Origin of the sequence: Rhizomicrobium sp. (assembly GCA_037200385.1) — a bacterium.
GTDB lineage: Bacteria > Pseudomonadota > Alphaproteobacteria > Micropepsales > Micropepsaceae > Rhizomicrobium.
In genome coordinates this window covers 4,836,632-4,861,031 of the sequence record JBBCGL010000001.1, presented here as the reverse complement: position 1 = coordinate 4,861,031, position 24,400 = coordinate 4,836,632, and the positions used below count along the sequence as shown (strand labels likewise).

Sequence of the window (24,400 nt, the reverse complement as noted above, 5' to 3'; positions counted from 1 at the left end):
ACGGTCAAGGCGTCCAAGGCGCGCAAGGCAGGCGCACGAAAGATATCTGTCCCGCGCCGCGCGCGATCGTCCAATCCGCGTCGCCCTCGGGCGGCAGGCGTTCGAAGATTCCGTCATCCGCACCCGCCAGCGAGACGCGCAGGCGATGGCCCGCCTTGATCACCACTGACAGCGGCAGCAGCGGGAAGCACAGCGTCGCGAACTCGCCCGGCACGAGCGGCGTCGCGTCGGCCCGCAGGAAGCTGCGGTTCGGACCCGGCCGGACATAGCGCGCCGGCGCATCGCTGACCGCGCGGTGCAGCGCGCGCAATCCGCCTTCGGTCAGATAGGTGACGCGGCCGTTGGGCGCGACCTCCGCGAGATAGACGATGAAATTTCCGTCCGTCCGGTTCGAAGCGACCTGCAGCGTCGCGAGGGGTGTGCCGGTGATCTCCAGCGCGCCGGACAGCGGCGCCGATGTATAGGTCTTCAAGACCGCGTCGGCGGCGCGGCGGTCGCGATAGTCGACGTCGCGGCCGAGCTGGGTGGTCCAGCGATTCGCCTTGCCGCTGCTGGCGGCGAAATCGACATGGTAGGAGTCGTGGCCGGTCGCGCCCGGCGCATCCGACAAACAATCCTCCGCGTCGAAGTACCAGTCGCGCACCGCGAGTCCCACGGGCGGCCAAACCTGCGTCGCGCGCCAGCAACCGGCGCCCAAGGTGAAATATTCGATCGATTTGCGCGCCGGCAACGGTTCGCCGGCCAGCCGGGCATGGAAGAAGGCGGCGATCTCGCGGATTTGCGACGGCCGGTCGGGTACCGGCGGCGTGTCGACCGGCGTGTAGGGGCTGGCATCCTGCATCGCGCCGTGGTTCCACGCCCCGATCTTGATCCGCATCGGCATGTCGAGCGTATGGAAGCGCGCGAGAACGCCAGCCGCGGTACCGGCATCGAGCCAACTCGCCCAATGGAAGGCCGGACGCGCGCCCGCGACGATCTCCGCAGCCGCATCGCAAAGATCGACCGCGCGGTCGCCGTTGGCGGCCGGCTTGCCGCCGTCGTCGCGGAACACGATGCGGGCGAAGCGCTCGGCAAGACCGTTCTGGTTGCCGTGCTCCGCGATGGCGGCGCGGAACAGCGTTCCATCGTCGCCGTCCACCGCCGCGGCCGCGATCTTCGAACGCTCGGCCGCTTCGCGGTCCGACGCGCTGACCTCCAGCGTCTCGCCGCGATCCAGCGTCGCGGTCATCTCAGCCCAGGCGAGCGCGAAGGCGACATCGGGCATACCGCCCGGAAACAGCAGGTGCTCGTACAGGTCGAAATCGGTGAAGCGCGGCGCGACCGCGACCAGGGCGGGGTGATTGTTGATCAGCGCAGCCTCGCAGGCATTGCCGAGATAGGAGACACCGGTGCTCACGATGCGGCCGTCGGACCAGGGCTGCGCCACGATCCAGTCGAAGATCTCGCCATAATCGCGGATCTCCTCGCGCCCCTTCTCGACAAGGCGGCGCCCGAAGGACGCGCCGGTGCCGCGGACGTCGACCGACACGACCACGAAGCCCTCCCGCATGAAGGCCAGCGACTCGCTGAACGGGATGGCGAGGATTCCGGCCCTGGTCGCCCGTCCGTAGCGGGTGAACACGGCCAGCGCGGGGCGCTTGCCGGTGAATCCCGCCGGCATCAGGACCGAGACCGCAAGGCGCACGCCGTCGCGCATGGGCACATAGAGTGAGCGGCAATCGAAGGCCTCGGCGGTTTCAGGCATCGCGGACGTCCCGGTGAGACCGCCGATTTGACGGTGGCGGTCGGTACTGCGATCTGATATCACATATCACCATTGGAAGCGAAATCCGTCTGGAGAATCTCGTGCGGCAAGCCCGGAAAGTCATCATCACCTGCGCCGTTACCGGCTCCGTCCACACGCCGTCCATGTCGCCGCACCTGCCGGTGACGCCCGACGAGATCGTGCAGCAGTCCGTCGAGGCCGCCCAGGCCGGCGCCTCCATCATCCACCTGCATGCCCGCGATCCCGGGGACGGCCGGCCGACGCCGGACCCCGAAGTGTTCGCCGCCTTCCTGCCGCGCATCAAGCAGCAGACCGACGCGGTCATCAACATCACGACCGGCGGCAGCAACGGCATGACGCCGGAGGACCGGCTCGCCGCCGCCAACCGCTTCTCGCCCGAGATCGCCTCGCTCAACATGGGCACGATGAATTTCGACTATGGCCAGGCCGCGATCCGGGTCGCCGATTGGCGCCACGCCTGGGAGGCGGAATACGTCGCCTCGTCGGGCGAGCGCATCGCCCACAACACGCCCAATTTCATCGGCCGCGTCATCCGCGAGCTCGGCGACGGCCACGGCACCCGCTTCGAGTTCGAATGCTACGACGTCGGCCATCTCTATATGCTGGCGCATTTCGCGGAAGCGGGCGTGGTCAAGCCGCCCTTCTTCATCCAATGCATCTTCGGCATCCTGGGCGGCATCGGGCCGCATGTCGCCAACCTGATCTACATGGTCAACGTGGCGGACAAGCTGTTCGGCGACCAGTATTATCTGTCGGTGATCGGCGCCGGACGGCATCAGATGAACATCGCCGCGGTCAGTCTCGCCATGGGCGGAAATGTCCGCGTCGGACTGGAGGACAGCCTGTATCTCGGCAAGGGCCGGCTGGCGCAATCGAACGCCGAACAGGTCGCCAAGGTCCGGCGGCTGGCCGAGGAACTGTCACTCGAGATCGCGACCCCCGAAGAGGCGCGCGAGATGCTGGGCCTCAAGGGCGGCGGAGCCGTCGCCTTTTGAGCCGCGTCTTCGACTTTGCGGTCATCGGCGCGGGGATGGCGGGAGCCTCGCTTGCCGCCGAGCTTGCACGCGAAGGCACGGTTCTTCTGGTCGAGCGGGAGGATGCGCCGGGGCGGCACACCACGGGTCGTTCCGCCGCGCTTTACTCTCCGTCGTACGGCAACGCCGCGATCCGCGCGCTGACGCTCGCCAGCCGCCCGTTCTTCGACGTGCCGCCGGATGGATTTGCCCAATACCCCCTGCTCTCTCTGCGCGGCTGCCTCCATATCGCGCGCCCCGACCAGATGGGGGCGCTGGCGGCGACCATCCGTGAGGCCAAAGCCTCGGGAGTCGCCATCGCGGCGATCTCGCCGGACCGGGCCTGGACGCTCTGTCCGATGCTGCGGCCGGACTACGTCGCCGGTGCAGCGCTGGAACCGGACGCCGCGGATATCGACGTCGCGGCCCTGCATGATGGCTATTTGCGCAGCGCCAAGGCGCATGGCGGCGTCCTCCATCTGAACGCCGAGGTGATCGCGCTCGAACAGGGCGGAGGTTTCTGGAGCCTGCGGTTCGCCGACGGATCGCGCGCGATCGCGGCCGTGGTCGTCAACGCCGCCGGAGCGTGGGCCGACGTCGTCGCGACCCGCGCCGGCGTCGAGGGCATCGGGTTGCGGCCGCTCCGGCGCACCGTGATCATCCTCGATCCACCACCCGGCCTGGAGATCGCGGCGATGCCTTTCGTGCTCGATGCGGACGAAGCCTTCTACTTCAAGCCGGAGAGCGGCCGCCTTCTCGCCTCGCCGGCCGACGAGACGCCCAGCGAACCGTGCGACGCGATGCCGGAGGAAATGGATATCGCGATCTGCGTCGACCGCATCCAACAGGCGGCCGACATCGAGGTGCGCCGCGTGCGGCGGAGCTGGGCCGGCTTGCGCAGCTTCGTCGCGGACCGCACGCCCGTGATCGGCTTCGATCCTGCCGCGCCGGGCTTCTTCTGGTTCGCAGGCCAGGGCGGTTACGGAATCCAGACCGCGCCCGCTGCCGCGAAGCTGGGCGCGGCACTAGCGGCTGGCAAGCCCGTGCCGCGCGAGTTGACGGCTTGCGGCGTTTCGGCTGCGCCCTTCGCGGCCGAACGCCTGCGCCCCTGATCACTTAAGCCTCGCCCAAGCCGAGCGGATCTGCGACGCGTGGCCAGAAATTCCCGTCGCGCTTCGTATAGGGTATTGCGGCGAAGTCCGGCGCGATGGCGCCGGGCGAAGCGACATAGATCACGCGCGCCGCATGCGGCGCGAAGGCGGCATGGAAGTGCTGCGTCGACTTCACGATCACGGCGCGCCGCGCGAAGGGATCGAGCCCGAGATTGGTGAAAGCATCCACCGAGAAGACCTGCTCGCGCACCGAGGTGAGCACGATGTCGATGCCGTGCGCCTCGACCCAGGCGGAACGGCCCAGGGAAATCGTGTCGCCGCTGAGGCCGGTCTGGCTGTGCGTCTCCGACACGGCACGCACGGTCACCGTCAGGTCGACCGGATCGCCCGACATCGGCCCCATCTTGCCGCCGACGCGAAGATCGAAGGTCGCGCCGACTCCGGCCTCATGGGCGAGCGCGGCAGCGATGGGGTCCCACAGGCAGCCGATGGCGACGCTACGCAGACCCCGCGCCAGACAGGCCCGCAACAGGAAGGTGCTGTCGCTCGGCGCGCCGCCGCCGGCATTGTCGGCGACGTCGGCCAGCACGGTGCAGTCGTTCCCCGTCACGCGGCCGAGCGCGTCGTCGATCGCAAGCGTGACGGGCCTTGTCTGCTCACGCAGGCGATAGATCGTCTCGCCCAACCGCCGCGCCACCGCGTCGGCCTTTGCGCGGTCGCCATCGGCGATCACCCAGAGCCTGGCACCGACATCGGCGACGTCGCCCCAGGCGAAGCCGTGTCCGAACGAGACCGAAAGGATTCCGTCCCGCCCTTCGGCCGCCTGCATCTGCGCCACGAAGCGCTTCATCGGCTCCTCCGTGGTCCGCCACATGCTGACCATCCGACAGTCGAACACGCCAGTGACGGGCCGCACCTGCCCGCGTGCCGCGTCGCGGCATAGCGCGTAGAGCTCGCGCCCGCGCGCAACTTCATCTGTATGCGGATATTCCTTGAAGCAGATCAGTGCATCCGCCGCCGTCAGCATCGCGTCCGTCACATGGCAATGCAGGTCGAGCTCGGCGCCGATGATCGTCTTCGGCCCGGTCAGCGCGCGGATGCGCGTAAGCAGATCGCCCTCGCAATCGTCGCAGCCTTGCGCGACCATCGCGCCATGCAGGTTGAGGAGCACGATGTCGAGCGGCAGCGCCGCGGCGACCTGCGCCACGATCTCGTCACGCAGCGCTTCGTAGACCGCGCCCAAGGTGCGCCCAGCCGGCTGCGCGCCGGCCGCGGTGCCTTCCAACACCGTCATGCCGTCCGTCTCGGCCAGCCCGCGCCATTCCGCCAGCAGAACGCCGATCCCGGTGTCGGGATGGCGCGAGGCATCGCCGCGCCGGAGCCCACCCGATTGGAACGCCGCCCAGCCGGTCGGCATCGGTGAGAAGGTGTTGGTCTCCGTCGCCAACATCGCCATGAAAAGACGCATACACCTGCTCCGTGACCTGTCCGCCGATTGACCGCCTGCGCGTTATAACGATATATGTGATCACAATACACGGATACCTGCGATGGTCACACGATGAGCGAATCCTCCGCCGCGGCGCACTCCAATGCGAGCCGCTATCCCGACGACAATTCGCGCTCGGCAGCGCTCCATCGCCGCGCCCGCGGCGTGCTGCCGTCCGGCAACTCGCGCGCCACGGTATTCTTCAAACCCTATCCGGTCTACGCCGTGAGCGGCACCGGTTGTCGCGTGACCGACGTCGACGGAGTCGAGCGCATCGACTTCATCAACAACTACTCCTCGCTCATCCACGGCCACAATCCGCCGCCGGTCCGCGACGCGGTGCTGGCGCAACTGGGCCGGCTGACCGCCGTCGGCCTTCCGACCGAAAGCGAGATCGATCTCGCCGAACTGCTGGTGACCCGCCTGGCGGGCGTCGATCAGGTGCGGTTCGCCAATTCGGGCACCGAGGCGGTGATGCTCGCGATCAAAGCGGCGCGCGCCTATACCGGGCGGCCGAAGATCGCCAAGGTCGAAGGCGCCTATCACGGCGGCTACGACTTCGCGGAGGTCAGCCAGGCCGCGCTGCCGGACAGCTGGGGACCGGCCGACAAGCCGGCCAGCGTCGCCAATTATCACGGCCAGCCCCAATCGGTGCTCGATGAGGTCATCGTGCTGCCGTGGAACGACATCGCCGCGTCGCGCGCGCTGCTGGAAGCCCATGCCGGCGCGCTGGCCGGTGTGCTGATCGATCCCCTGCCCTCGCGTGTCGGCTTCGTGCCCATCGATCCGGGGTATCTCACGATGCTGCGCGAGGTCTGCGCCCGGATCGGTGCGCTGATCATCCTCGACGAGGTCTACAATCTGCGTCTCAGCTATCACGGCGCGCAGGGCAAGCTCGGCTTCGCGCCGGACCTGACGGCGCTGGGCAAGATCATCGGCGGCGGCTTCCCGGTCGGCGCGGTCGGCGGCAGCCAAGCGGTGATGTCGGTCTTCAATTTCGACGAGGGCCGGCCGCGCGTTTCCCATGGCGGGACCTACAACGCCAATCCCGTGACCATGGTCGCGGGCCTGAAGACCATGCAGATGCTGACGCCCGGCGAATTCGCACGGCTTGGGAAATTGGGCCGCCGTCTGCGCGACGGCTTGCGCGCCGCGCTGCGCGACACCGGCCGCACGGGCCAGGTGATGGGCGACGAGTCCTTCGCCCTGCTCTCCCTGAGCGATCACCCGATCCGCAACTACCGCGACCTGGTCTATGCGGCTCAGTTCGGCGGCGAGCAGGCGAAGATCCATGCCTTCCTGATGAATGCCGGAATCCTGACCTCGCCCAGCCTTCTCTTCACGCTCTCAACCCCAATGGGCGAGGCGGAGGTCGATCACCTGCTGGAGCAGGTGCGCACGGCGCTGCGGAGTCTCTAGATGACCGATCGCGGCGGATTGATGCGCCGCGAGGCCAGCCGTCTGCTGCTCGTCGACATGCAGGAGAGGCTCGTCCCTGCGATCGCGGGCTACGACGCGGTGGAGCGCAACTGCCTGCGCCTCCTGCAGGCATGCCGGATTCTTGAGATACCGGTGACTGTCAGCGAGCAATACCCGGCCGGCCTCGGACCGACCGTTCCACCGCTCGCAGCGGCCGCCGGCGACGCGCCGCGCTTCGAGAAGCTCGAATTCTCCTGCCTGCGCGACACCGCGCTCGCGGCGCACCTGGCGGCCGATGCGCGCGACATCGTCTTGTGCGGGCTCGAGGCGCATGTCTGCGTGCTTCAGACCGCATTCGACCTGTTGGCGCGCGGCCGGCGCTGCTTTGTCGTCGCCGATGCGGTCGGGTCGCGCACGGAAGACAACAAGCAGGCAGGGCTCCGGCGGCTGGAGCAGGCCGGCGCGCAGATCGTGACGACCGAGATGGCGCTGTTCGAATGGCTGGAACGCGCCGGCACGCCGGCGTTCAAAGAGGTGTCGCGCCTGATCCGCAAGGCCGCGGCAATTCTCCGACCGCCGGATCGATCCAATTGGTGTTGACGCGGCCGAGCGCCGGCGCGATGCGGCCCAGGCCGCGATTGTGGGCTTCGAAACCCACCATCGCGCGCTCCGCCGTGCTCATCTCCGCATAGACGTCGTCCAGCAGCGAGAGCGCGATGTTCTCCTGTTGCCGGATGTAAGGCTGGCAGTAATAGGAGAACAGCGCCGGTCGCGGCACGTCCGTCCTGTTGGCGCCAGCGCCGTGCCAGAGCCGTCCATCGAAGATCAGCGCCGATCCGGCCGGCGCTTCGGCGATCACGGGCTCGACCTCGGACTGGACCAGGTTCGCAACGCCTGCCGCGTCCTTCTCGATCCGGATCGACGGCGGCTCCCACAGATGCGAGCCAGGCACGACGCGGGTCGCGCCGTTGTCGCGCGTGAAATCGACCAGCATCCACACGACGTTGCCGACCATCGGGAGCGGCGTGCGGAACGGCACGAATTGCTGGTCGCTGTGCAGCACCTGCGCCACGCCGCCGCGCTTCATGATCATCGCGCTCAGGCTGGAGAGCAGCGTGCGCCCACCCATCATCGGCAGCACCACTTCGGCGATGGCGGGATGGTGGAGGAGCTCGCGGAAGACACGGCCCTTGTTGAGCAAGTTGCTTAGCCGCTGGTTGGGCGCGGGATCCGGACCGCCGCGCGTCGCCGGCATGCCCGTCAGGTCGTCGCCGAAATAATAGGCCACGCCGGCCTCGCGCTCGGCGGCCGCCTGTTCGGCCACCCGCTGCTTCAGCCGCGCCAACAGATCGGCGTCGAGCGCGCCGAGCAGGATGCCATAGCCGCACTCGGCGATGTCGCGGCGGAGCTGCGCGAAGCTGCCTGTCGGTTCGGGCCGGCGCGACGCCGCCCTGTCAAGCGATGCGCTCACGGTATCAGGCCCTCCCACACCGCGCGGGTGCTGCCCTGCGGATCGCGTGCGGCGCCGCCCGGAAGCCCGAAGATCATCGTCTCGCGCATGCCCGTGCGATAGGCTGGCCAGCCCGGATCGCCGCTGCGCATGAAGGCGCCCAGGGCGTCGCGCATCTTCCGCGAAAGCGCGAGCTCGGCCTCGGTCGCGTCACCGCCCAGGAAGAATCCGGCATAGCGCGGCTCTCGCAGCGTCCCGAACCAGAACGGCAGGTCGAGTGCGTGATGCGCATTGGGATAGTACGGCCCGCGGCCGCGATAGGTGAAAGTGTAGGTGAAGGCATCGGCCTGTGCGGTCGGCGCTTCTGCAAGGCGTAGCGCCGGGATGCGGTAATCCTTGTCGGTGGCGATGAGGCCCGACAACTCGCTTTCCGACGCGGCGGGATAGGCTTCTGCATAGACGCGCCAGATCCGCTCAGCCGCCGCCGCGTCAAACAGCCTGGCGAGGCCTGCCAGCGTCGCCGCCCGGGTCGAAAGCTGCGCCGCCGTCGGGTTGGCCGCGAGCTGCAACGGCGTGACGACCAGCTCTTCTGCCGTCGCGCCGGTCAGAAGCGGCCATGTCCGGCGGAGCGCCGCCATCTCGTTCGCGGGATCGCCGGTGAACAGGATGCCGTCGACATTCGGCATGAACGGCCAGCGCAATTGCTCGACCGTGTCGACCGCGGACATCGCCGCTTGGCGAACCTGCCACTGCGCCTTCAGCAGCGCCGCGACCGGCGCCGCCGCGAGTTTGTCCATATCTTCGGGACCGAGATCCAGGGCCGTGAGGATCGCGCGCGTGTAGCGCGCCTGCCGCTCTGGCTCGAGTGCGACCAACGTCTGCAGGCTCATCGGTGCGGCCTTGGCGAACAGGCCGCGGGCCTGCGGCACAAGGCCGAGCATGGCGGAGATCATCGCGCCGGCAGACTGGCCCGATTGCGTGACGTTGTCCGGATCGCCGCCGAACGCGGCGATGTTGGCCCGCAACCATTGCAGCGCCGCGACGCAGTCGAGAAGCCCGAGATTGTTGGAGACGCTCGCGCCCCGTACCTGGAACGGTGGCCAGCCGAGGACGCCGAGGCGATAGTTCACGCTCACGACCACGATGTTCTGCTCGCGCGCCAGCGTGCTGCCGTCGTAAAGCGAGAGCGCGCCCGTGCCGGTCACGAAGGCGCCACCATGGAACCAGACGAGGACGGGATGCGGACCTGGAGCCTGTGGTGCCCAGATCGACAGGTTGAGACAGTCTTCGTCCTGCGCGAACGCCAGATAGGCACCTACGCCGTCATCGTCATTCTGCGGGCAGATGGGACCTGCCGCGACGGCCAAGCGGTCTCCGGACCACGCGGCGGGCGGCTTTGGCGCGCAAAACCGCAAGGCCGCAGACACGCGCCCGTAAGGCACGCCGCGAAAAACGCGGACACCGTTTTCCACGCCGCCCTGCAACGTCCCTTGTGCGGTGCGCACTATCAGGCTGCTGGCGGTACCCATCGGCTCCTCTGTGATTTGTGATCACACGTAGCCGTTACGGAAATTCCTGTCAACGCTTGCGGCGTCGCCGAAACACGCGCGTCGCCGCCGATGGCGGCAAAACGGCGCGCGCTCCAACGCTGCGCCCCGTTGGGTGAGGCCGAATTGTGCAGGTTGATAGAGCGCAGCGTCCGCGCCGGGCTTTGCTCCGAGACTGACGGCCTCGGGAGCATTCCGACACTTACCTGCTTGATGGAGACCATTTTGGCGCGGTGTACAGACCCTTTTGGCGCGAGGCGCCGAACAGCAATGCCGGCGGTCCCGAGGCGCCCCGGGCGTTGAACATCGTGCTGAGATGAACACCGCCCGTCATGCCGTTGCAACGCATCCGGCCGGGCATGCCGCATTCGAGATATTCCTCCTCGTGACCCGGCTCCGCCTGCATGCCCATCAAGACGTTGCCGAAGCCGTCTATGTCGATGTCGAAGGCGCCGAACTTTTCCGTCTCGATGCGGCAGCGCGCGCCGCGCGTCGAGATGCCGTCGAGCTCGACGTTAAAGCTGATATCGCGCATCACGGGACGGTCGATCTCGCCGTCCTTGATCACGAAGCCCGTATTGAAGCGCTTGGCGCTGCGGGACACGGTTTCGCAGGCGCAGATGACGAAATCCTTGCCGAAGGAGCCGACCAGCCAGAACAGGTTCGCCAGCGCCGCCGCCGGATCGCTATGATCGCGCACGCCCCAGGAATGATCGCGATAGGCAAAGCCTTTTATCTTCCAGTCGCGGTCGCCGAGCCGCACCGTTCCGGCGACCAGCCCCGCGACTTCGGTATGGCTGGCAGCGAATTTGGCGCGGAAGTCGTTGTGCAGGCCCGATAGCGCCCAGGTATCGTATTGGGGATGGATGTCGGTGACATGCAGCGCGATATCGCAGTCGTCGTCATGGGCGGTCCACAGGCTGCGGCCCTGCTCGAATTCCGCCCGCAGGAACTTGTCGATCTGAAAGCCGTTCTGAAAGCGGTCGGAGGCCGTGATGGGAATGTTCGGCCGCGACCGGTTGAAACAGCGGCCGCCGCTGCTGACGATGCCGAAGGTGCAAATGCCCAAGGCGCGATTGGGCTGGTGCCCGATGCGGAAAAATCCGCCGATGGATTGGGTGACGTCCTGCCAGGTCAGCACGACGCTTTCCTGCCATAGCATCTCGGGACCAGGCTTGTGAGGCCATTCGTCCTGCACGGGAAGTTCGATGATCTCCATACTCAACCCTCTCGCGGCATGAACCGCCCGAGGCGGTCTTTGGTGTTGTTCCAGTACATTTCCTCGACATGCTGCATGTCGGGCGGCAGGCGGCTGAAGCCCATCGCCTGATAGACGCCGAGCCGCCATTCGCCCCACAGCCGGCAAAATTCCCAGTCGCGAAAGCTGCCGCGCTCAGCCTTGTATGCCGCGATGACGTCGTCGTCGGAGGGCACGCCCGCCATGGGCTTCATCAACAAGAGGAAGTGCGCCATGCCGGCCAGGCAATAGGCGAGATCCGCCTCGCCCAGGCCGAGATGGCACAGCTCCCAATCCAGCAAAGCAGCGACTTCGCTGCCGCGGAACATCAGATTGCTGAGATTGGGATCGCCATGCGCGATCTCGGGTTCGCGGTCCTTGGGCGCATGCGCGAACAGATAATCGCGCACGCCCAACAATTCGCCGCGCACGCCGTCGTAGAACGCGCGCCGGTCGCCGCCGAAGCCGGCGGGAATGGCGTGCATGAGTTCCTTGCTGTCCCAGTCTATCGCGCGGGCAATAAAGTCCGCGCCTGTACCGCGCCGGCCGAGGAAGTCCAGCGGCAGCGTCTTCGGATCGAGCTGGTGTAGCCGGGCGAAGGTGCGCACGCTTTCCAGGATCATCTGGCGGCGCTGTTCCGGCGGCGCATCGACCAGCGGCCCTTCGGCAAAGGGCTGGCCGCCGGGCGCGGGCGCGTCGACGCGCTCCATGAAAAGCCCCGGCAGGCCGGCGATCTCGCCCGCCGCATCCAGCCAAAGGACCTTCGGAACGGGGACCGGCGTCTTCCGCAACGCCTTCATCACCCGGAATTGCGCCACAAGATCGTATTGAAAGAAGAACGTGCCGCCGAGATCATAGCGGAACACCAGCTTGCGGCAGACTTCGGCGTGATCCTCGGCCGTTATATAAGCATCGACGAGCTGCGTGCCGCTCGACGCGCCCGACCGACGGCGCTTGTCGTCGAATTCCAGACGGATGAGCTTGCCGCCCAGATCGTCCTGTTTGCGCAGGAAATCCGCGACACGCTCCGGAGAGACGGCGACGGATGCTTGCGTCCGTCCAGTCATGCTCCGGATGACCGAGAGCGCATCGTCGTCGCTGCTGGCCATATCCATCGCTCGCGTCAGTTGAAGAAGTAATCGATGGTCGCGCCGAACTGCGCCGGCGGCGCGGCAAGCGCCAGCTTGTCGATCTGGCCGGCAACCAGACCGCCGTTGAAATACTGGTCGTTGAGGATATTGCTGCCCCAGACGGAGCCACGCCAATGCCCATCGGCGGTCGTGTATCCGAGGTTGAAGTCGACCGTAGCAAAGGACTTGGCGCTGAAAGCACCACCGGTGCCGACGATGTTTTCCGCGTCGAAATAATATCCGCTGTTCAGGCCGGCGGTCACCGCAAGATCGAGGGAGCCGTCGGTGACGAAAGGAAGCTTGATCTGCGGCCCGATGCTGAGCGACCAGTCGGGCGCGCCGGCCAGCCGCTTGCCCGCCGTGGCGAGGGTCACGAAGCCCGGTACCGCGACATTGTCCTTGTAGCGGGAATCGAGAAGCAGTCCGTTGAGATTGAGCGTCGCCCAATCGGTCAACACCGCCGAGCCTTCGAAATCGACGCCGTCGACATGGGCGCCCGTGCCGTTGACGAGAAAGCTCGCGGCCAGCGGCGAAGACGTCACCTGCAGATGGATGTTGGTGTAGAGGTAATGGAACGCCGCGACATTCAGCCGGAGCCGGTCGTCGATATCCCATTTGGCGCCGATCTCGTAGGATGTAATCTTCTCCGGCTGGACACCGGGGCTGGTCTCGTTGGTCGCGTTCAACGTTCCGGCCTTGAAGCCCGTCGAGACGCCGGCATAGAGCAGAATATCTTCGCGCTGATAGTTCGCCCGGGCCGTATAGGTCCAGGCATTGCTGCTGATGTGATTCTGGAACGTGCCGAAGCCGGGCTCGTCCCGCAGCGTGAAGGTGTCGGTCGTATAGCGCGCGCCGCCGGTGAAGCTGAGGCCGTCGGCAATGAAGTCGAGCGGTGCGGTGGCCTGTGCGAACACCGCGAACGACCGCGACGTGAAGCGATTGAGCGCGCTCTGGACGTTGAAGCCGAACAGGTCGCCGGTCAGGTCCGTCAGGCCCTTTTCGTCGAGATAATTTGCGCCGAGCAGCCATTGAATGGGCCCGCCGGTCGAGGACAGCTGCAGATCCTCCTGAAAATTCTGGGCCGGGAAGTCGCCGGAGAAACCGACGCTGCCGGCATTGAAGCCGGCGGGATAGCTGGCCGGATTGGCGCCGATCACTTCGGTCGCGGACTTGCTGGTGTTCGAGGTGAAGGATGCGTTGGAAACGAGATCGGCGAATCCGAGATTGTAGTCGACGCGCAGGACCCCGGTAGCGATCTGCGTCGCGTCGAAATCGCCTTGCCGGCCCGTGACCCGAAGCGCGTTCGCGGCGAAGCCGTTCGCTTCGTTGTCGTAGACGGTGCCGAAGCGGTTCGAGAATTGCAGTCCACCGGCCATGGCTTCGGCCGCGGCGCCCGGCACGCCGAAAGCGCCCAGCAAGCCGGCATAGTAGGCCTGTGTGCCGTTGAGCGGCGTCGCCGGATCGGCGGGCAGTCCAAGCGAGGCCAGCGTGGCGTTGTTCACATAGTCCTTCAGGCCGACCGGCTGGATGCCCATCGCCGTGCGATCATTCTGGAAATAATAGGAGCCGCGCAGCACGACGCTCAACCGGCCATTGGGCGCGAAGGTCAGTTCGCCATCCATCGAATAATAATTGCGGCTGTTGAGATCCTGTCCATTGGTGCCGAAGCCGGGTGGATTGAGATTTTCGACGAAGCCGGCGCGGTAACGTTCCGAAGCGCCGAGCGTGAACGCGAAGTTCTCGTCGATGCCGCCGGAAATCCGTCCTGTCACGCCATGTTCGTCGTAGCTGCCATAGCCCGCCGACAGATGCGCCTCGATCGGGTCGCCGGGCTGCGCCGTGTGGCTGGTGATGACGATGGCGCCGCCCGTGGCGTTGCGACCATACAAGGTCCCTTGCGGGCCCTTCAGGACCTGGATGCTGTCGATATCGTCGAGGTCGAACACGCCGCTCGACAACCGGGTGACATAAACGCCATCCACATAGGTGGCGACGCTGGCATAGTAGCCCGACCCTTGCGTCGTCGCGCCGACGCCGCGGATATAGGGGTTCACGTTGCTGCCCGCATCCTGGACCACGAGCGACGGCGTGATCTTCTGAAGATCCACAAGGTTTTCGATATGCGAATCGCTGAGGTTCTTCGGCGACAGCACCTGCACCGCGACCGGCGTCTGTTGCAGGTTTTCGGCGCGCCGTTCGGCAGTCACGGTGACGGTCTCGATGGTCGTGGCGCCTCCGGCATCCTGCGCCCATGCGGGATGGCTGCAGGATGCGAAGATCGCCGCCAAGGCAGAACCGGCGAGCAGCTGTGCATTTTTCATTTTTTCCCCCTGTTGGACCACGCTTGTGCGAGTCCTATTTTTGTTCACGCGACGCTTTATTCGGCGGCCAGCCGATTTTCGGGATTGCGATCGCAGACAGACAGATAACGGCCGGGCGTAGCGCCCGATCGCACATCCCGCTCGAACGTCACTTCGCCGTTGACGATGACCCAGCGATAGCCGCCGGCCCTGGCGCGCCTGCGCCAATCGCCGTTCGGCATGTCGTTCACCACCTCATAGACAGACCGATCGAAAAAGAGTTCGTCGAGGTCGTAGACGACGATATCCGCCGCCATGCCCTCCAGCAGCGCGCCGCGATCCTTGATCCCCAGGACACGGGCCGGCTGGTAGGAATAGCCGTAATGCATCCGCTCGAGGTCGATGAGCCCGCTCTCGCGCACCAGCCAGATCAGCAGGTCGGTCGTCCAGCAGCCACCGCTCCAGATCTTGGTATGGGCACCGCCGTCCGAGGAGCCCGCCAGGACATGCGGATGGGAGATCAGTTCCGCGATCTTCGCGGGATCCTGCGCCGCGATCTGCGGCGTCTTGAGGACCAGGGCAAAATCGGATGCCAAGGCGAGGTCGAGATAGATGTCGCTGACCGGCTTGTTCTCGCCGGCGGCGATGTCGCCCAACGAGCGGCCGATATATTTTTCGCTATCCGGCGGGCTGTCGCCCATGGTCACGACGATGTAACGCTCCAACCCGCCGGCGGTCGCTTCGAACATCACGGGGTCGTAGGTCTGGCGAAAGCGATCGCGATAGGCCGGCGAGCGCAACAGCGCGCGCTTGGCTTCGATCGTCGCCGTCGCCGTGAGCTCGCGGTGCGCCGCCAGCGCATCCATGGCGCAACCCGGCGAATTCCAGAAATCGACTTCATTCCAGCTGCGGTTGACGACGGTGGCGGCATACATCAGCACGCCCTGGCGGTTGACTTTGGTCAGCCAGGCCATGCTCTTGCGATGCAGATCCGGCGTGTAGTCGCTGGTCGAAAAGACATTGTGGAGGATCGGGCGATCCGAGGCCTCGCCGAGCCGGATGCTGACCTCGCTGTCGCCGACCGGCCCGATTTGCGAGATCACCTGGATGATGCCGTCACCCCGGCGGCGGAAGATGCCGACGAGCGCGCACAGATCGTCGATATGCATCACGTCCGTCGGCATCGGCGTGCCGTCGATATCGACATGGTTGTTCACCGTCCCCATGGACGACACCGAAAGGCCGCAAGCGCCGGCATCCATCGCTTCCGCAATGAGATCCTGCATTGCGGCGATTTCGCCAGGCGTCGGCCGGCGCGTCTTGGCGGCCTCGACGCCCATCACATAGATCATCAGCGGGTTGAGCGGCATGAACATCATGGCGTTGACCGCTTTGGGCGTGCGCTTCAGCGAGGCGATCAGTTCGGGGAAGGTCTGCCAGTCCCAGGGCAGTCCCGATTTCAGCTGCGCCGCCGGAATCTGCTCGGTCGTCTGCATCATCAGCATGGTGCGCTCGCGGTCTCTCGCATGGCAGGGCGCGAAACCGAAGCCGCAATTGCCCATCGCCACGGTGGTGATGCCGTTCTCACCGGCATTGGAGCATGCCGGATCCCAGAAGATCTGGCCGTCGTAATGGGTGTGGGTGTCGATGAATCCCGGCGCCACGATAAGGCCGGCGGCATCGATCCTGCGGTCCGCGGCGGCGCCGGAGAGGCGACCGATCTGCGCGATCCTGCCACCCCGGATTCCGATATCGCCTTTGAAGCGCGGAAATCCGGTGCCGTCGATGACGGTGCCGTTGGCGAGGATCAAATCGAAGCGATCCATGTGTCTCATCCCGATATGTGCTCTGATGGCACTTGGCACAGTTATTGTGCCTTGTGCCAAAACTTGACGGAAATTCTCGCGCTTGTCAAACAGCTGTGCCGCATCGCCCGCAACGCCGGAATGTGGCAGTGCTTTCAGGTGCGCCCGGCATTCATCGGGCGGTGAACGATTGGTCTCTCCGCACCGGAACGACGCATGAAAAAAAGGAAAAAGCCGAGCGCAGAGCCTTCGGGCCGCAACGCCGAGATCGTCGAGGCGGCGGTCCGCTGCATTCGCCGCCTCGGTGCCGGCAAGACCTCCGTCGAGGACATTGCGTCGGAAGCCGGCGTCAGCCGCCGCACGCTTTATCGGCTCTATCCGAATCGGCGGGCCATCATGCGGGCCGTCATTTTTCACAGGCTGGAGAAGATCGCCGCCGCCATCCAGGAGCGGATGCGCAACTGCGCCACGTTCGAGGATTGCGTCGTCGCCGGCTCCATCGAGACCATCAAGATCGCCAACAAGGACGATGTCTATCATTCGATCTTCGAGGAGGATCGCACCCTGATCCTGAACAATCCGGCCTACCGCACGGGCACCCAGGTCGAGCCGCTGTTTCTCAGCACCTGGTCCGTCGTGTTCGATCGGGGGCGGAAGGAAGGAAAAATCCGAAAGGGGCTAAGCAACCACGAGCTGGCCGATTGGCTGATGAACATCCATCAGATGCTCGAATGGCGAGAGGATCTCAACGAGGACGAACAAGCCGTGCTCCTGCGCACCTTCGTCCTTCCCTCTCTCAAATATGGCGGACTATAGCCGAATGCGACATGGCCCTGCACCGAACTCGTATCGACGATCGCGCCGCTCGTCTGCTGCTTCAGGAATTGCCGGATTTCGAGTTTCATGCATGGCCAAATACCCCGGAGCCGCGCAGGAATTGAGCTTCATGCCTTCCTCGGCGGTTCTCTAGCCCGGCACCGGCACAAACTTCCGGGCGGGCGGATTGCTCGCCATGTCGTGGTCGTGCATCGCGAGTTCGTGCACGCGCTCCTTCAGCTCATCGAGATGGCTATTGTAGAGCCCGCGCGGCGTCGTATCGTGCTTTCGGCACAGGAACGCCGCCACCGCGACGGCGATGCCGTGCTGCGCACCGTTGCCCATCAGCTTCGTCGACGAGCCGGCGACATGGGTGACGCTGATATGTTTGCCCGCCATCATCAGGTTGTCGACGTTGGCGGAATACAGGCAGCGGAATGGAATCTCGTACGACTCGGAATCCCGCATGTCGAAGATCCAGTCCTTGAGACGGAAATCGTATTTGCCTTCCCCCGGCGCCCACGCGCAGTGGATGCAGAACGATCCATCATTGGCGATCAGCGTGTCGTCGAACCGCCTGTGCTCCCGGATATCGTTCTCGTTGAGGATGTAGTCGCCCTTGTAGCGCCTGAACTCACCCTGCGCCGCGACAAACGCTACCCATTCCAGTTCGAGCCCGGCATAGGCCTCCGGCTCCAGCCGCTTCACGTTCGAGAACGTGCCGTAGAGCGCCGTGATCAGGTGATCGCGGATGCGCTCGCCTTCCTTGTAGGGGTCGAGCCACTGGCCGTATTCCCAGAAATGGGTCGCCGGAAAGGTGTCGTTGGCGTTGCCGAAGCGGAACGCCGGCGTAGCCGGATTGTCGCCGGCTTTCGGACCGGGGCCGTTTTCCAGACCGGGTTTCATCAGTTGGCCGCTCAGGTTGGCGTAGTCCTTCGACACCGCGGTCGCCCATGGCACGTCGGGAAACGCCACCGGGTGATCCGCCATCCGTGTACGGAAGAACACGGTGTTGCCGTGATGCATGTAGTCGGCGACCTCGGGCGCATAGCCCTCGTTGAACTCCGAGCGCGCCTCGCGGCCGAACAGCGTCTCCGCGCCCGCCAGCACGCCGAGCATCGCGGTGCCGGTGGTATCGATGAACATCGCGCCCGTGAAGCGCCGCTCGATGCCGCCCCGCGCCTGGACCGCATCGACCGAGACGATCCGGCTCCCGTCGGTGGCGGCTCCCACGATCCGATGCTCCAGGAACACCGTGGCGGTCGGCTCGGCTTCCAGCAGCGACAACGCGGCGATGTCGCCGTCTTCAGCCCGTTGCGACAGCTCGCGCAGCAGCGCTCCCTGTGTGCCGCGCGGCATCAGGCCGATTTCCCTGCTCGCGTTTCCGCCCAGCACCGGGCGGTCATGGATCAGCGCCACACGCTGGCCGAGGCGCGCGGAGGCCAGCGCCGCGGCGCAGCCCGATATCCCGCCGCCGACCACCACGACGTCGTAGTCGCCAGCGTCGATCGGCTCATCCGGCAATCCGCGGAGCGCCCTGCGCCACGCGCGGCTGGCGTCATTGACGTCGTTGGGCGGCACGCTCCCGTCGGCGCTGAAATAGATCGCATCGCAGCGGCCGTCGAAACCGGTGAGGTCGTGCAGCGCCAGCCGCAGATCGCCCCGAGGCAGCGAGATCTTGCCGGCCGACTGCCATGACCAGTCCCGACCGTTCGTGCCGAACTCCGTTGCGAGCGTCATGCCGTCGATCGAGAGCGTAAAGCGCCCCGGATGATGCGACGGTACCCAGTCCTTCGCACGCGCCCACACCTCATATTCGCCGGCATGGGCGACAGAGATCACGGTCGTCGCGTCCGCAACCGGCCGGCCAAGTCCGTGCGCCAGCAGGTACGGCGATCCCATCTGCGTCTCGAACTGCGAGTCGAGCACCCAGCCGCCGTAGTTCTCGAAGTCCTCCGCCTCGACCAGGATGCCCGAAGGGATGGTGCTGCGTGCTTCGCTCATTGCCCCAACTCCTTGTGGAAATCCATCAGCGACCAATCCGCGACGGCCTGCGCGTGCGCGCCTACCATCAGTCCTTCGATCCGCGAACCTTCCGCGAGCAGCACCGGCTTCAGCGCGCGATAGAGCCGCGCGTAGTTGTAGAACGGCACGCTCGGCCACAGGTGATGCATCAGATGCAGGTTCTGCTGGAGCAGCATGAAGGTGCCGCCGAACCACAGGCTGATGCGCGTGTTGTGATAGCGCTCCGTCCGGTCGAATGGATGATGCGGCAACCACTGGAAGAAGATATTGAGGATCAGGATGCCCAGCCGTGTCGGCAGGAACCACAAGCACAGCCAGTCGACGAAATGGCCGGTGGCGACCGCGGCGAACAGGAGCGCGATCGTAAACAGCGTAACGGCGGACACCTGTGCGATCTCGGCAGAGCTGAGGATACTGCCGATCCGCTTGTAGCGCTCCGTGCCGATGAAGCGCAGGAAGAACATTGGCCATAGCGACATGGCCACCATGACGGCCCACTTTGCCAGCAACTGTGCAAAAGAGCCCTTCACCGCGATGTCGGGATCGCGCTCGGTGTTGGTGAAGGAATGATGCAGGATGTGCGTGCGCTGAAGCGCGGGCCAGCCGGCGCCCATGCCCAACGAACCGATCCAACCCACCACCATGTTGATCCAGGCGAGGCTGCGCGGGCTGCTCACCACATTGCCGTGGATGGATTCGTGCACCAGCGTGTAGTGGGCGTAGGACACCAGCGCCAGGATCGGCGTGCAGATCCATAGGGGCAACACATCGGTCAGGCCCAGCCAGACGACAGCCAGAAACGTCGACGGCAGCGCGACAGCCAGCGCCAAGGTGGGCCATGCGATTGCGGGCGCAAGATCGCGCGCAATCTGCTTTTCCTGCGCATGCGAAATCCCGCAGGCCGCTCGTGCCGCCTTCGCGTCAAGCACGGCCATGCCGACCCGCCCCGCGCTCTCCAATCTGCCTTCGACAACCGCATCCATGTGGGCAAACTCTGCTTGTGATTTACATACATTCATGTACGTATGTATCATAATAGCCAAGCCGCCGGAGGTCCGCAACTGAATGTCCGCAAAAGAAAAGCACACTCAGGTCGAGCGGAGCACCGCCATGCGGGCGCGCCTGATCGCAGCGACCAAGGCGTCGCTCATGGAATGCGGCTACGGCCGAACCACGGCGGTTGAAGTATGCGCCCGCGCCGGTGTCACGCGCGGGGCGCTGTTCCATCAGTTCTCCGGGCTATCCGCGCTCTTCGCGGCGACGCTGGAGGAGGTCTGCACCGACATCGGCAAGCGCTCGCGCGAGGCCGCGGAGCATAGCGATCCGCGCCATGCAACAGTGGCCTATATCGAGACGGCCTGGGCAGGTTTCGGCCATCCCGATTTCAAGATCGTCATCGAGGTGTGGCTAGCTGCGCGCAACGATCCATCGCTCCGCAAGGAACTCGATCCGGTCATCGAGCGCTTCCGCCGCGCCGCCACGCCACAATTCAATGCCGCTTTGGCGGCCAAGGTGGGACGCGGCGCGGAGGATGTCGCGTTCTATCGCCTGGTCCTCGAAGCGATGATCGGGATGGCGCTTGGCCGCTCGGTTGCGCCTGGCTCAAAGCCGATGGGCCACGAGGACGACGTGATATCCCTGCTGAAACAGCTTGCCCACGCGCGCGCGAAGCGATGATATTGCGGCTCTTCCCGGCCTCGGCGCCGCGTTGTCAGAGCATCGACAGGCATCCATGACGCCGATAAGTCAAGGTGGGACCGAAGGCGCCTGCGGATCTTGCTGGCCGCGAGCGATCAAAGACGGCGATACCGGTCGGTGCCGGAAGCGCGATTGCGATGCCAGTCAGGCGCTGCTTCGCGCCCAGCCCGAAATCGCGTAGCGGTAGCGGGGACAATCGGGAGCAATTCGCGTGACCAGGTGCGGCGTGGGCACTGCGAACAGAAGCAGCTGGTTGTAGCTTGGAAATGCGCCGGCAGCGAACGGCTCATCGGACTGCGGAAAGAGCGTGAAGCCGCCCCAGTCCGGATTCCAGGCCCGCGTCATTCCCAGCACGAACGCAACCCTGCGAACACCGCGCGGCTCCCCCGGCTTCGTTCCATCCATATGCAGATTGAGGTGGTGTCCCGCGCCAAATCGCGTCGCGTGGCCGTCGGCACCGGAGAGATCGGTGCGCCCGGTCACGCGCGAAATGAGGTCGACGAACTCGCCGGAGGTCAGGAAATCCACAAGGCCGCAATCGTCGCGGCGGGACGGGCCTTCGTCGAACAGCAATATACTATCATAATGGAAGCTCAGTCGGGGCGGCGCCTGACATTGGCGATCAACGCCCTCCGGCGGCACCAAGGCCGCCGGGCATCCGACGGTCGTCCAGCGCGGCTGGCGCACAAGCCAGCCGACCAGCAATTCGGCGGCCGCAGGTTCCAGAAAATCGCGAATGATGACCCGGCCCCGCCGGCGAAACGCATCGCAGAGCAGGTTCAGCTCGGCTTCGGTACGAGCCGCCAGATCAAGCATTCGCACACGCCGGCGACGGCTTCGCGGCAATGCTCGAGCAGCGTCCGCTAGGCATGCGCGAGCATGCTTGTGTCGATCTCGTCCAGAGCGCTCGCCAGGGGCCTGAAAATGCCCAAGCCCACGTCGGTCAGCCCCGTGGTATGGTCGAGCGGCTCGCGAAGGGACTTCGAACAGTCCATCGCCCATTTGAAGTTGTGCCTGCACTCGTAGCGGCCCCGCCGGAACGCTTCGGCATAGAACAACGCCATGTTTGCCGCCGCGTGGAACGCCAGAAGAACGCGATCGATCGGCCGCTCTCTTCGCGCGAGAACCGAATAGTAGAGTGAACTGTCGTTGCCGTTGGCCAACGGGAACGCCAAGCTCAGCAGGTTCAGATACTGGTGGGACGCCTCGTGGATGAACGAATCGGCGACGCGGAATTTGTGCTCAAAGAGCGTTGGCGCCACCGAAAACCCCATTGAAACCATGCCGGGGCGGCTGGGCCAGCTGCTCGACGTATAGACCGGGTCGCCTTCTTCGCGCCAGCAATCGAGCATTTGCACCATCTTTATGGCGTGGCCGACCCAGCGAACATAGTCCGGACCCATCTGTTCGATCGTCGCCAGGGCGCTGGAGAGAATTTCGGCGTGCCGCGCGATGCCGGCCGGTCCCACGGCGCGCCCGTGGCTGAGCAGCGGCACCTGCGATGTCATCTCCTCGCCCGTCTTGAAGCCGTTCACATAGATGCCGATCTCATCCGATGCGAGCAAATAGGGATCGCATATCCGCGGCGACTCCGTGCCCATCCGCTGCCACAACGCACCCGTCCTGACGAAACGGAGCGAGAGCGGTGCGCTGCCGCCGAACAGGTCGATCTCCGCGACGTCGCGCGAAATCCGCGCGCGCATGGAACCGCCGCCGACGAACAACGTCCCACCGAACAGCATCTCGGCATCCTCGCCGATCTCGTAAGACCATGTGACGTCGTCGATCTGCGCCGCGGACAAGGCCAGCGCAAGCTGCGCGCTCGCCGCCTCGATCTTTCCCTCGCGGTGCAGATGCAGGACAAATCCGAGTTCCGGCATCCAGACATCGGCATCTTCAAGCCGAGCCAGCAGCGGCTCCAGCACCGATGAAAGAAACGCGTCGTGATTCGGCCAGCGCGCGTTTCGCGCCTTGCGGACCCTGCCGAAAATCGTGCGCAACAGCGCCTGGCGCATCACGGTGCAATCTTGCGTTCCCAGCAGAGAGGGGCAAGAGAACGACATTCCGAACTCTTCCGTACCCGCGGCCCTGTTCAACATGCGTCGGCTCCCGTCTTTTCCTGGTCGACAAATCTGCCTTGGTCGCGTCTGCGGAGCATCTCGCTCCTCGGCAGTCCGTTCGCGACCAGATATTCGGCGGCGTCCGAATAGAGACGCCTGAGGGCGGAACAGTAGACGGAGGGGTTGCGGAAGCCGTTGGCCTCGCTGAACCTGTTCCACGGGCGCCCGCCGCCACACATGCCCCACCATTCGCACTGGCGGCATTTCTCCGCCGGATCCGTCCGCGCTTTTTCGAGTTCCGTCCAAATCGGTCCGGACGTCAGGTCCGTCAGCGAATGCTGAGGCAGCCGGTATCCCGCCTCGCGGAATCGCGGCGAAATCGTGCGTATGACATCTTCGGGACCCAAGGCGCCGTTGGACGAGACCGTGATCAAGTTGCGGACGTCGTCAGCGAACCTGTGCTGAAACGAAGCGGCGCTGTCGAGGAGAAGCGCACCCAGCATGGATCGGATGTGGCGGACGCGAATCTTGAAGTCGCCGTCCCGCGTCCATTCCTCGAAGACCGCAGCGAGGTAGCGTTCGAGCTTTTCGACATGGTTGCCGGCCGGCACCGTATCCCAGGTGTAGTCGGGGAATATGAATCCCATGCTGCGCGACTTCAGCTCATCGACAAAATGCCGATAGACCGCGCGACCATCCTGCTCCGGATCGATCACGCACAGAAGGCCCGGCAGGGCGATGCGGCGATCGGCATGCGCCGCCTGCAGCAGTTCCCAGCCCCGTCGCGCGTCGGCGTAGGAGCCCTTGCCGTTTTTCTTGAAACGATGCCGATCGTTCTCGGCTTGCGGCCCATCGAAGCTGACGCCGAGATGGATGTCGAATTGCGCGAAAATATCGATCCAGTCCGCGTCGATGAGCGTCCCATTCGTCTGCACGACCAGCTCGATCCGCAACCCCTCGTCTTCGAGGCCCTTCAGCTTCGAACACACCTCGCGGAAGCGCGCTTTCTTGAGCAGCAACGGCTCCCCGCCGTGCAGCCCGATGCGCACCGTGCGCACGCCATGCTCGCTTGCGGCGGACCGGATGAAGGCGCAAAGGTCGTCGACCAGCGCCGGACGTATGATCGGCGGGTGATCTCGATGCGTCTCGTCGCCGTGAAAGAAGAAATAACAATAGTCGCAGACGAGATTGCAGCGCTCGGAGACTTTCAGAATGACGCCGAGGTTCTCGCGGATATATTGATCCATGTCGCGCTCGCCGCAAGGGCTGACCGGCCGTGAGGCCGGTCAGCCGGAGACCTCCGACTACTGCGGAAGCGAATGATGATGCGACTGATGACCCGCAGCGACCTCGTCGAGATCGGCATCGATCAGTTCCGCGATCACGTCGACTTTCTTTTCGTCGACCTTTTCCACTTTCTCTGGAGTTGGCATATTCGTCATCTGACTCTTCCTTCTTCGTGGAGGCAGGATTTCGACACGCCGAACGGAACAGATCAATACGACCAAGATAC

20 protein-coding genes are annotated in these 24,400 nt (G+C 65.2%); 6 read left to right on the top strand and 14 right to left on the bottom strand.

What is annotated here, in order from left to right:
- Positions 1-4: 4 nt before the first annotated feature.
- On the bottom strand, positions 5-1,744 hold the full coding sequence (locus WDM91_23265) for a CocE/NonD family hydrolase (protein MEI9997534.1): 1,740 nt from the start codon (positions 1,742-1,744) through the stop codon (positions 5-7).
- Between the two features lie 101 nt (positions 1,745-1,845).
- Between WDM91_23265 and WDM91_23260 the strand changes: the two genes are divergently transcribed.
- Positions 1,846-2,781 carry a 3-keto-5-aminohexanoate cleavage protein gene (locus tag WDM91_23260; protein ID MEI9997533.1) on the top strand — a complete coding sequence of 312 codons (936 nt, stop codon included), beginning with the start codon at positions 1,846-1,848 and terminating at the stop codon, positions 2,779-2,781.
- Positions 2,778-3,911, top strand: coding sequence for an FAD-dependent oxidoreductase (locus WDM91_23255; GenBank protein ID MEI9997532.1), 1,134 nt, complete (start codon positions 2,778-2,780; stop codon positions 3,909-3,911). Before WDM91_23260 ends, WDM91_23255 begins: the two co-directional genes overlap by 4 nt.
- A gap of 4 nt (positions 3,912-3,915) precedes the next feature.
- On the opposite strand, the gene WDM91_23250 is transcribed toward WDM91_23255, so the two are convergent.
- The gene (locus WDM91_23250) at positions 3,916-5,379 is read right to left on the bottom strand and encodes a M81 family metallopeptidase (protein MEI9997531.1); all 1,464 of its coding nucleotides are present in this window, start codon (positions 5,377-5,379) and stop codon (positions 3,916-3,918) included.
- A gap of 93 nt (positions 5,380-5,472) precedes the next feature.
- Between WDM91_23250 and WDM91_23245 the strand changes: the two genes are divergently transcribed.
- Both WDM91_23245 and WDM91_23240 read left to right on the top strand, forming a co-directional pair.
- The gene (locus WDM91_23245) at positions 5,473-6,819 is read left to right on the top strand and encodes an aspartate aminotransferase family protein (GenBank protein MEI9997530.1); all 1,347 of its coding nucleotides are present in this window, start codon (positions 5,473-5,475) and stop codon (positions 6,817-6,819) included.
- A gap of 21 nt (positions 6,820-6,840) precedes the next feature.
- A complete protein-coding gene (locus tag WDM91_23240; protein MEI9997529.1) occupies positions 6,841-7,419 on the top strand; it encodes a hydrolase in 579 nt (192 codons plus the stop codon).
- Here WDM91_23240 and WDM91_23235 read toward each other — a convergent pair.
- The 6 genes from WDM91_23235 to WDM91_23210 all read right to left on the bottom strand — a co-directional run bounded on the left by WDM91_23235 (position 7,346) and on the right by WDM91_23210 (position 16,309).
- Entirely contained in the window at positions 7,346-8,290 is a 945-nt protein-coding gene (locus tag WDM91_23235) for a phytanoyl-CoA dioxygenase family protein (protein ID MEI9997528.1), read from the bottom strand. The genes WDM91_23240 and WDM91_23235 overlap by 74 nt on opposite strands.
- Entirely contained in the window at positions 8,287-9,798 is a 1,512-nt protein-coding gene (locus WDM91_23230) for a carboxylesterase family protein (protein ID MEI9997527.1), read from the bottom strand. The genes WDM91_23235 and WDM91_23230 overlap by 4 nt, the downstream gene beginning before the upstream one ends.
- 220 nt (positions 9,799-10,018) lie before the next feature.
- The gene (locus WDM91_23225) at positions 10,019-11,035 is read right to left on the bottom strand and encodes a hypothetical protein (protein ID MEI9997526.1); all 1,017 of its coding nucleotides are present in this window, start codon (positions 11,033-11,035) and stop codon (positions 10,019-10,021) included.
- Positions 11,036-11,037: 2 nt separating this feature from the next.
- On the bottom strand, positions 11,038-12,162 hold the full coding sequence (locus WDM91_23220) for a phosphotransferase family protein (GenBank protein ID MEI9997525.1): 1,125 nt from the start codon (positions 12,160-12,162) through the stop codon (positions 11,038-11,040).
- 14 nt (positions 12,163-12,176) lie between these two features.
- The gene (locus WDM91_23215) at positions 12,177-14,504 is read right to left on the bottom strand and encodes a TonB-dependent receptor plug domain-containing protein (GenBank protein ID MEI9997524.1); all 2,328 of its coding nucleotides are present in this window, start codon (positions 14,502-14,504) and stop codon (positions 12,177-12,179) included.
- 56 nt (positions 14,505-14,560) lie between these two features.
- On the bottom strand, positions 14,561-16,309 hold the full coding sequence (locus tag WDM91_23210; protein ID MEI9997523.1) for an amidohydrolase family protein: 1,749 nt from the start codon (positions 16,307-16,309) through the stop codon (positions 14,561-14,563).
- A gap of 195 nt (positions 16,310-16,504) precedes the next feature.
- On the opposite strand from WDM91_23210, the gene WDM91_23205 reads away from it, so the two are divergent.
- Positions 16,505-17,104 carry a TetR/AcrR family transcriptional regulator gene (locus tag WDM91_23205; protein ID MEI9997522.1) on the top strand — a complete coding sequence of 200 codons (600 nt, stop codon included), beginning with the start codon at positions 16,505-16,507 and terminating at the stop codon, positions 17,102-17,104.
- A gap of 150 nt (positions 17,105-17,254) precedes the next feature.
- On the opposite strand, the gene WDM91_23200 is transcribed toward WDM91_23205, so the two are convergent.
- Positions 17,255-19,108: an FAD-dependent oxidoreductase gene (locus WDM91_23200; protein MEI9997521.1), complete on the bottom strand. Its 1,854-nt coding sequence runs from the start codon at positions 19,106-19,108 to the stop codon at positions 17,255-17,257.
- A complete protein-coding gene (locus WDM91_23195; GenBank protein ID MEI9997520.1) occupies positions 19,105-20,112 on the bottom strand; it encodes a fatty acid desaturase in 1,008 nt (335 codons plus the stop codon). The genes WDM91_23200 and WDM91_23195 overlap by 4 nt, the downstream gene beginning before the upstream one ends.
- Positions 20,113-20,194: 82 nt before the next feature.
- Here WDM91_23195 and WDM91_23190 point away from each other — a divergent pair, with 82 nt between their 5' ends.
- On the top strand, positions 20,195-20,806 hold the full coding sequence (locus WDM91_23190; protein MEI9997519.1) for a TetR/AcrR family transcriptional regulator: 612 nt from the start codon (positions 20,195-20,197) through the stop codon (positions 20,804-20,806).
- A 165-nt stretch (positions 20,807-20,971) separates the two neighbouring features.
- On the opposite strand, the gene WDM91_23185 is transcribed toward WDM91_23190, so the two are convergent.
- From WDM91_23185 to WDM91_23170, 4 genes are read right to left on the bottom strand one after another with little or no spacing between them, the layout of a single operon-like run.
- On the bottom strand, positions 20,972-21,643 hold the full coding sequence (locus tag WDM91_23185) for a 2OG-Fe(II) oxygenase family protein (GenBank protein MEI9997518.1): 672 nt from the start codon (positions 21,641-21,643) through the stop codon (positions 20,972-20,974).
- 47 nt (positions 21,644-21,690) lie between these two features.
- Entirely contained in the window at positions 21,691-22,890 is a 1,200-nt protein-coding gene (locus WDM91_23180; protein MEI9997517.1) for an HEXXH motif-containing putative peptide modification protein, read from the bottom strand.
- A 29-nt stretch (positions 22,891-22,919) separates the two neighbouring features.
- Positions 22,920-24,134 (bottom strand): radical SAM protein, encoded by a 1,215-nt coding sequence (locus WDM91_23175; protein ID MEI9997516.1) that lies wholly within the window; start codon positions 24,132-24,134, stop codon positions 22,920-22,922.
- A gap of 57 nt (positions 24,135-24,191) precedes the next feature.
- Positions 24,192-24,329 (bottom strand): hypothetical protein, encoded by a 138-nt coding sequence (locus tag WDM91_23170; protein MEI9997515.1) that lies wholly within the window; start codon positions 24,327-24,329, stop codon positions 24,192-24,194.
- Positions 24,330-24,400: the final 71 nt, after the last annotated feature.